The sequence below is a fragment of the Microvirga tunisiensis genome (assembly GCF_009296175.1).
Classification (GTDB): Bacteria; Pseudomonadota; Alphaproteobacteria; order Rhizobiales; family Beijerinckiaceae; genus Microvirga; species Microvirga tunisiensis.
In genome coordinates this window covers 1-7,576 of the sequence record NZ_VOSK01000297.1, presented here as the reverse complement: position 1 = coordinate 7,576, position 7,576 = coordinate 1, and the positions used below count along the sequence as shown (strand labels likewise).

The following is a 7,576-nucleotide window of genomic DNA, read 5'->3' as shown; positions in this document are numbered from 1 at the left end:
CAAAGAACAGGTGCCTCACGCAGAGACACAAAAACAACCGCGGGTCACCTCACCCCTCCCTTGCCAGGAGGGCCAGGCCCCGAAGCCGCCCGACGACACGCTCGTTGAAGAACCCCGCCGCCGATGAAGTTGTTCTACCCGAACCCCTTCCGTAGGTCAACACCTATTTCGAAGAATTTTCCCGAAATCGGCGCCCCCAGCCTACCTCCTCAGTATTCAGACAAGCTTCAGCGTTCGCAGAAGCGTATTCGCCTCTGCGTGAACATCATTCGGATCGATGCAATCCATCCGAATGCTTCTCATTGTCGTCAGAGGAGCCGCGGGGACATGCCATATACTGGCGTCCATGGCTCGTGCCGTTGATCGGAATCAAATGAGATCGCGATCGGGACCCAAACGATCGGCGAGATCCGAGGATCTCGGCAGCGTCGGCGTCGTGTGAGAGTGAAGCCTGCCCGAACCAAGTTCCGGCGGGGCTGCGGATATGTCGATTCCCGGATCGTTTGTCAACACCCGCAAGCCCGATTGATGGCAAACGGCACCCGGGGCCCCCGCTCCCTTTCGAAGAGCAGCCTTCAATACAAGTGCCCGCCAGGAAAGTTGGAGCGGGCAATGGGAATCGAACCCACGACATTCAGCTTGGGAAGCCCAAGCAAGCCTTTGATATTGCTCAGCCACGTTCCCCGTCCGCAACGGACGAAAGGAACGTCTCTTGGAGGATCGAATCCTAGAAGACGAAACCGCCGCACCGGCTGGCCCCCGGTACGGCGGTAATTGCGGGACGAAGGTTAGGAAGATCTCCAGGCCCATCACCCGCGGTGAAGGACCGGAAGAGGTGCCGGATGCGCGGAGGCGCAAAGGGTAGTGGGGCGCCCAAGGAGCAGGCCAACGGCAACTATCAACCAGCTTCACCTGCCAAGCCATTGAGCAGCGGCGGGCCATTCGGGAGTTGATCCATCAAGCGAAGAACAGACTTGCGGGGGTAGACCAACGCCCAGCCGATTGCTTTGCTGTCGTACATGAAGGTCCGCTTCATGCAACATTCCTGAAGTTCACCGTATGTCAGGAGCGGGGTGTGGCAGGCGGAGTCGATCGTCCTGATCGGTCAACGGAAAGTCCTCATTGATCAAGCAGACGGGCATGGCGCGGCTATGATGGACAATCCCATGCCGGTGCAAGCCAGGTTGGCCCGCATGGAAACCGGACGGGGCTCATCATGAGGGACATTGTGGCTGTCGTCGGCCGAGGCCGACGGCGATGACCTCAAGACGCGATGGGAACGACGGGCCGCGGACGGGCAACCCTTCGAGCGGCTTCGGCGAGGACCTGCGCCGGGTGCTCCGGACCGAGCTGCTGAAGGGGCCCTGCACCTCGAGGGAGATCGCCCGCCTGTTCTCGATGCACCACCGCACCTTGAGCCGGCATTTGGCGCACGAGGGCGTCTCATTTCAGCAGATTGCTGACGAGATCCGGTTCGCGATCGCCTGTGACCTACTAGCCAACACCGAGCTTGCCCTGAACCAGATCTCGGTTGTGTTGCAGTTCTCGGAACCGAGCGCCTTCACGCGGGCCTTTCGGCATTGGTCTGGACAGGCTCCCTCGGCATGGCGTGAGAGGCATCGACTGAACCGGCGGCTCCCGGAAGCAAAGCCTGAATGAGGATGAGGTTGCCATGGCCTATCAAGCTCCGTTCGTGATCCAGGTCAGGACAGTGCCCGTCCTGGAGGATCTGGGATGACCCAGCCCCATCATGGAACAACCCGGGCGGCCTCCCGCATCCGCAAGGGCTTGATTATCGGGGCCATCGTACTCGGCGGCTATGCTCTGCTGGCCTATGTGGTGCTGCCATCGGCATGGACCCACTACGAACACCAGCGCGGGCTCGCAGGCCGCCCCATGGTGACGCACACGAAGCAGGGCATCCCTGGTGGTCCGCTCAATGTCGGCCTTGTCGGATCGCAGGAGGATGTCGTCCGCGCCATGCATGCGGCCGGTTGGTTCCCGGCCGATCCGATCACGCTGCGAAGCAGTATCGGGATCATCGGCAGCGTGCTTCTCCACCGGCCCGACCACGATGCGCCGGTGAGCCCCCTCTTCTATCAGGGGCGGCCGGAGGATCTCGCCTTCGAGAAGCCCGTCGGATCGAGTGCCGACCAGCGCCATCACGTCCGCTTCTGGAAGGTGCTGGAGAATGGCCAGGAAGATCGACCCGTCTGGCTCGGATCGGTGACGTTCGACCGCGGCGTTGGCGTCAGCCGCTACACAGGTCAGGTCACCCATCACATCGCACCGGACATCGACGCCGAGCGCGATAGCCTGATCGGGGATCTTGTCCGAGCCGGAATGGTTACGACACGCTACCAGGTATCCGGGATCGGCCCAACGCTGAACGGCCGAAACGGGGAAGGAGACCCCTACTATACCGACGGCGAGATCTGGATGGCCGTCCTCGTGACTGCTGGAGAAAAGCGGACGCAGCCTCCGACAGAACTGACCAGTCCGGCGCTCGTCACGGCGAAGGATGGGATCTGGAATGCGGTTGCCGGCAAGCTAGGCAATTGATGGAAATCAGCGTCGGGAAGACTGCCTGTCTCAGAACGTCCAGAGATTGTCTGCATCGGTCAAGCAATCGTCCGGCAATCAGGCATGGTCCACATCGGGAGGCCCTTCCCGCTCTATCCCCTTTTCCCCTTGTTAAGGCCTCCCGTTAAACTCAGCCCCGTTCGGCGGAAACCGAACGGGGCCCTTTCCGCAACTGACCGCACCAATGGTGTTCTCGCAGGCGTGCCGAACGACAGGCGTTGAAATGCCGTACAACGGCTTCGCGCAAGATGTCCTTCCAAGCGCAGTGATCGCCTGCCGAAGGTGACGAGCCGAGCACCGACTATCACGAAGAAGCCCGCAACGGGGGCTCCCGAGCGAGCGCGCTCCGATAGAGGAGAACTATCGATGCACTGTACATCTGTCATAGTCATGATTGCTGCCGTTACACTTCTGGTTATTCCCGAGGACGCTCAGTCTCAGAGCCGCCGGCGCCAGACCATTGGACAAGGAGGCCCCCTCGTCCTGCGGGTGACGCCCCGCAGTTTCCTGGACCCCGGTCCAGTGGTTCCTGTTGGATCAATCAATCCCGGCTATACCGGCTACGGGCAGGCACAGTCCTACCTGCTGAGCCCACCCTATGCCCCTAACGGCGCGGGCTTCGGCGTCGCCACCCTGCCTGATCCGATCACCAATGGACCTTTTGTTGGATCACGCAATCCCTTCGGCCCGGTTGATTTCGTCGCTCCACGCGGCTTGGCGCGTTGAACAACGCCAAGGACAAAGGTGTCGGGCTCATTTTCTCGGGTAATGGACATTCCATTCCGGTCGGATGAATCGCTGAGGACGCTGTGATTGTTTGACCCAGCGTCCTCTAAAACACATGGCATATGCCGCCGATCACGATTTCAGCCATCATCGCCGACGATGGACCGCAACACAGCGGGTCCGATGTCAGGACCCTGATGGCCGATTATCGGGCACACTCCACAGGAACCCGGACGTTGCTGCCCTCGACAAGAAGGGTCCGGCAGGGCACGCCATTGATGATTTGGATTTCATGCTGCGCGGCGTAAGGGAAAAGCGAGTCCGGCGTACCGGAAATGGGCCGGCCCGACATCACACGGCCACCTCCTTCCTCGACGCGGATGCTCCCCGTAGAGCTTGGCTCAAAGGTACCCGACGCGACACGACCAGCACACTCCACGGGAACCCTGATGTTGCTGCCCCCGACGAGGACGGTCCGGCAAGGCACACCGTTGATGATCTGGACTTCGTTCGGAGCGGCATAGGGGAAGAGCGAGTTGGGAGTGCCCTGAATGGGATTAGGCTGCGCCTGCACGGTTGCAAGTCCTGCGAACGTCAAAAAACCGAGCCCGGAGATAATCGCAACTGTCCTCATGGAAGCCTCCATTCCGCAAAGTGCGATGGGTCCGACGTGCATGAGGCGCTGCGGATCCACCCATGCTACCTGACGTCGATGAACGCAGCTTCCACGACCGAAATGCGATGCCGAAGGCAGTCCACGGATGGGGCCCGGCTTACCGAAGGCATCACAGATCCCAGCCGCGTGCGCAGAAGACATCGTAGGCCGATCTGGCCGCCCTGCTTGACCAAGTGGGTCATTGGCTTACCAAATATGGACATCAGCGCTGCCCCTGGTTTTCGGTGAACCGGAACGGCACCCGCGTTTTCTCTCAAGCTGCCGCGATGGATGGTATGGCGCATCCCGATCGTCAGCCCCCCAAAGCAGCATTCAAGGACAAACGTCCTAGGGCTCCTCACGCTCATCGATTGATGTCTTGACCTGGACCGAAACCTCGGCTGCTATGACATGGCTGGCGGGGCCTTGGATCAGCAATTCAAAGGGGGAGCGATGCGTTACCTTTCGCAATGGCTGTCGTGTGGCGTCCTGGTTTCGCTCGGCCTCCTCGGCGGAGGTCCGAACGGTGCGCTCGCTGCGGACCTTGGACCTCCGCCGGCTCCCGTGATCGAGGCACCCGCCATGCCCGGGTGGACCTTCCGTTTCACGCCCTATGGTTGGCTCACCGCGTTGGACGGAACCCAGACCGTGCGCGGACGCTCCGTCAAGGTCGATGCCAGCTTCGTCGACATCGTCGAGGAGAGCGACACGCTCGTGGCCCTGATGGGAGACTTCGAGGCCCGCTATGGCCGTTTCGCCCTCCTGGCCGACGTCGTCTGGAGCAAGATCGGAGTCGAGAGCGGCAATATCCGCAGCCGCACGCTGGCACCCGGCGTGACGGGCACGCTCGCCACATCCCTCGGTCTCGATATCGAAATGGCCATCGCCGAAGTCGGCGCTGCCTACGAGGTCGCCCGCTCGGGCGCACTCGCCTTCGATATCCTCGCCGGAGCGCGCTACTGGTACCAGGAGGCGGACCTGTCGTTCGACGTCGCAGCCGCGGTCGACATCGGCGATCTCGAGGTGGCTGGCGCTCGGGCTTTCGCTCGCTCTGGATCCGTAGACTGGCTCGATCCCATGATCGGTGCACGGGTGCGCTACACCGTGGCGCCGGGACACGAACTCCTCCTGCGCGGCGACATCGGCGGGTTTGGCGTCGGGAGCGACTTTTCCTGGCAGGCCATTGGCGCCTACGGCTTCGAGTTCGGCACCTACCAGGGCATCACGTTCTCGGGCGTGATCGGCTACCGGGCGCTGTATGTCGACTATGTCCAGGGCGAGGGCCGAAGCCGCTACGAGTTCGACATGCTCCAGCATGGACCGATTCTCGGTATCAGCGCGCGATTCTAAGCGTCGATGAGCGGGAGGGCGATCGGAACCTGACATGCGCCGGTCGAGGGTGGCTGGTTGCGGACGGCGGGAGCATGCGCGATGGGATGCCTTGAACGACCTCTGCCCCTCATTTCCACTATGATTATGACCGTCGGCCTGAGCGCGTGTGTCTCTCTGTCGGGAGATGGTGGAATGGCGCCCGTCCAAGGCATTGCTTACGCCGAACTGAATGCCGATGCGGTGAAGGTCTCGACCGAATCCGAGAGTGCCGCAGCAGCGGAACGTGTCGCCGCGTTGCTCAAGCGTCCACTGACGCCTGGCGCAGCGGTTCAGATTGCCCTCCTGAACAATCGCGGGCTTCAGGCCTCCTACAACGAACTCGGCATCTCTGAGGCACAATACGTTCAGGCGAGCCTGCCACCGTCCCCACGGTTCGGGTTCAACCAGCTGGTCGGCGACTTGGAGGTCGAAATCACGCGCCAACTCGTCGGGAATGTCCTCGCGCTGGCAACCCTGCCGGCTCGTAGTGAGATTGCCCAGGCCCGGTACCGGGCGGCCCAGATCCGGGCGGCGGAAGCAACCCTCACCCTCGCAGCCGAAACCCGGAAGCAATTCTATCGAGCGGTGGCCGCGAACGAGCAGGTCAATCTGATCATGCAGACTCATGGCTCCGCGGGCGACGCCGAGGTCTCCGAGGCCCGGATGAAGCTTCGCATCGAGCGGGAGCGACTGGCCCGCCTCATGGGGCAGTGGGATGACGTTGATTACAGGCTTCCCCTCCACGTTCCTTCGCTTCCGGCCAGGATCCGCTCGGTTCGGGAGGCCGAGGAGCAGGCCCTGCAACGCCGCCTGGACCTCCGGGTCGCAAAGCTCGAACTAGACGCTCTGGCCAAGTCGCTGGGCCTGACGCAGGCGACGCGGTTCGTCAGCGCCTTCGATCTGGCAGCGCAGAACCGGTACAAGAGCACTGAGAAAGACTCTGCCGATTCCGTCAGCAAGACCAAGACCATCACGAACGGATTCGTGGCGACGATCGAGATCCCTCTCTTCGATTTCGGGCAGGCCCGGGTTGCCGAGGCCGAGCAGCGCTATCTGCAGGCGGCGAACAGGCTGGCCGAGATGGCTGTAAACGCCCGTTCGGAGGCTCGCGAGGCCTATCATGCCTATCGGGGAACCTACGAGATCGCGCGAGCTCATCAGAAGCGGAATGCCCCAACGGGAGGTTTGGCCGGGATTCAAGCTGGGGCTAAAATGATCGATCAGGCCGCAGCTCCACCAGAACCGGCTCCCGACATGCAGGAATGGATGAGCCACAACATCAAGGCGATTGAAGCCCGTCGTGATTTCTGGATCGCCGACACGGAGCTCACGGCGTTAGGGTCGGGCACTCGGACGAACGGAGGCCTCGGCTCTCTTGGTGGCCCGCAGATTTAACCTTCGAGCGCCGGTCGGGGGAACAGACGAACTCTATCCGCGACGCACCAGCCTGTACACTGAGGTCAAGCCCTTGTCTTATTCTGTCAAGCTCCTCCCTGCCATAGGTGGCAAACTGACGTTCCGATGGCTTCCAGGCAGGAGAGACGACCATGCAGCGCCTTCTTTGGATTGCCGCACTCAGCGTCTTGGCGACCACCACGCCGGGCAGAGCTCAGGATCCCGGGCCTCCAGTCCACGACGGTGATATCGTGATCCCGTCGGAACGAACTCTTGAGCGGGACGCGGTAACGCAACGGCAGAACGACTTTTCGACGAATGATGCGACTGCCACCCAGGAGATGAATCGTCAAAATCGGCGGATCGACCGTGAGGTCGAGAAGGGTATCTGCACGGACTGCTGAGGAAGAGCCTTCGGGACAGCGACAGGAGATGCTGTTCCCTGCCTCAGCCATCCGTCCCTTGATCAAGGCTGTTCCCGAGCCCGTGCCGTGGTGATCTGCCGCCCGTCGCGGTCCTGCGATCCGGGAACCGGGCGGCTGGTTTGAGCCGGACCGTGTTCCAAGCGCCAGGCGGCCGGCGCCTGTCCCGACCAGCGCCGGAAAGCCCGCGTGAAGGCGCTTGCCTCGGAGTAGCCGAGCGCCACGGCAACCTCACTGAGGGGGATGCGGGTCTGACTCAACAACTGGCGTGCGATCTCAAACCGCGTCTCGTCGACAAGGCTCTGGAAGCCCGCCCCCTCAGCCCTCAGATGCCGGCTCAAGGTGCGGCGATGGATGGCAAAGCGATCCGCAACCGTCGCGGCCGAGCACTGGTTCGTCAGAAGCTCAGTTCGCAGCATGCGGC

General features: G+C 62.1%; 9 protein-coding genes. 6 read left to right on the top strand and 3 right to left on the bottom strand.

All coding sequences use genetic code 11. The annotated features are described in order from the left end of the window. Positions 1 to 898: 898 nt before the first annotated feature. A complete protein-coding gene (locus tag FS320_RS45460; RefSeq protein ID WP_153885365.1) occupies positions 899 to 1,036 on the bottom strand; it encodes a hypothetical protein in 138 nt (45 codons plus the stop codon). Positions 1,037 to 1,257: 221 nt separating this feature from the next. Here FS320_RS45460 and FS320_RS34400 point away from each other — a divergent pair, with 221 nt between their 5' ends. The 3 genes from FS320_RS34400 (at position 1,258) to FS320_RS34390 (ending at position 3,309) form a co-directional block, all read left to right on the top strand. Continuing rightward, the gene (locus FS320_RS34400) at positions 1,258 to 1,659 is read left to right on the top strand and encodes a helix-turn-helix transcriptional regulator (RefSeq protein ID WP_152716881.1); all 402 of its coding nucleotides are present in this window, start codon (positions 1,258 to 1,260) and stop codon (positions 1,657 to 1,659) included. 75 nt (positions 1,660 to 1,734) lie between these two features. After that, positions 1,735 to 2,562: an LssY C-terminal domain-containing protein gene (locus tag FS320_RS34395; protein ID WP_152716880.1), complete on the top strand. Its 828-nt coding sequence runs from the start codon at positions 1,735 to 1,737 to the stop codon at positions 2,560 to 2,562. Positions 2,563 to 2,949: 387 nt separating this feature from the next. Further along, positions 2,950 to 3,309, top strand: coding sequence for a hypothetical protein (locus FS320_RS34390; RefSeq protein WP_152716879.1), 360 nt, complete (start codon positions 2,950 to 2,952; stop codon positions 3,307 to 3,309). 205 nt (positions 3,310 to 3,514) lie between these two features. Here the strand turns inward: FS320_RS34390 and FS320_RS34385 are convergent, their stop codons facing one another. Then, entirely contained in the window at positions 3,515 to 3,943 is a 429-nt protein-coding gene (locus tag FS320_RS34385) for a hypothetical protein (protein WP_152716878.1), read from the bottom strand. A 474-nt stretch (positions 3,944 to 4,417) separates the two neighbouring features. Between FS320_RS34385 and FS320_RS34380 the strand changes: the two genes are divergently transcribed. The 3 genes from FS320_RS34380 (at position 4,418) to FS320_RS34370 (ending at position 7,134) form a co-directional block, all read left to right on the top strand. After that, positions 4,418 to 5,314, top strand: coding sequence for a hypothetical protein (locus tag FS320_RS34380; protein WP_152716877.1), 897 nt, complete (start codon positions 4,418 to 4,420; stop codon positions 5,312 to 5,314). A gap of 174 nt (positions 5,315 to 5,488) precedes the next feature. Next, positions 5,489 to 6,730 (top strand): TolC family protein, encoded by a 1,242-nt coding sequence (locus tag FS320_RS34375; RefSeq protein WP_162003432.1) that lies wholly within the window; start codon positions 5,489 to 5,491, stop codon positions 6,728 to 6,730. A gap of 152 nt (positions 6,731 to 6,882) precedes the next feature. After that, positions 6,883 to 7,134, top strand: coding sequence for a hypothetical protein (locus tag FS320_RS34370; protein ID WP_152716875.1), 252 nt, complete (start codon positions 6,883 to 6,885; stop codon positions 7,132 to 7,134). Positions 7,135 to 7,196: 62 nt separating this feature from the next. On the opposite strand, the gene FS320_RS34365 is transcribed toward FS320_RS34370, so the two are convergent. Further along, positions 7,197 to 7,576, bottom strand: a 380-nt coding sequence (locus FS320_RS34365) for a helix-turn-helix transcriptional regulator (protein ID WP_152716874.1), incomplete at its 5' end; no start/stop codon positions are given.

Bases quoted from the DNA above. Each gene is read 5' to 3' on its own strand.
- FS320_RS45460 (WP_153885365.1), bottom strand. From the start codon at position 1,036: ATGAAGCGGACCTTCATGTACGACAGCAAAGCAATCGGCTGGGCGTTG.
- FS320_RS34400 (WP_152716881.1), top strand. From the start codon at position 1,258: ATGACCTCAAGACGCGATGGGAACGACGGGCCGCGGACGGGCAACCCT.
- FS320_RS34395 (WP_152716880.1), top strand. From the start codon at position 1,735: ATGACCCAGCCCCATCATGGAACAACCCGGGCGGCCTCCCGCATCCGC.
- FS320_RS34390 (WP_152716879.1), top strand. From the start codon at position 2,950: ATGCACTGTACATCTGTCATAGTCATGATTGCTGCCGTTACACTTCTG.
- FS320_RS34385 (WP_152716878.1), bottom strand. From the start codon at position 3,943: ATGAGGACAGTTGCGATTATCTCCGGGCTCGGTTTTTTGACGTTCGCA.
- FS320_RS34380 (WP_152716877.1), top strand. From the start codon at position 4,418: ATGCGTTACCTTTCGCAATGGCTGTCGTGTGGCGTCCTGGTTTCGCTC.
- FS320_RS34375 (WP_162003432.1), top strand. From the start codon at position 5,489: ATGGCGCCCGTCCAAGGCATTGCTTACGCCGAACTGAATGCCGATGCG.
- FS320_RS34370 (WP_152716875.1), top strand. From the start codon at position 6,883: ATGCAGCGCCTTCTTTGGATTGCCGCACTCAGCGTCTTGGCGACCACC.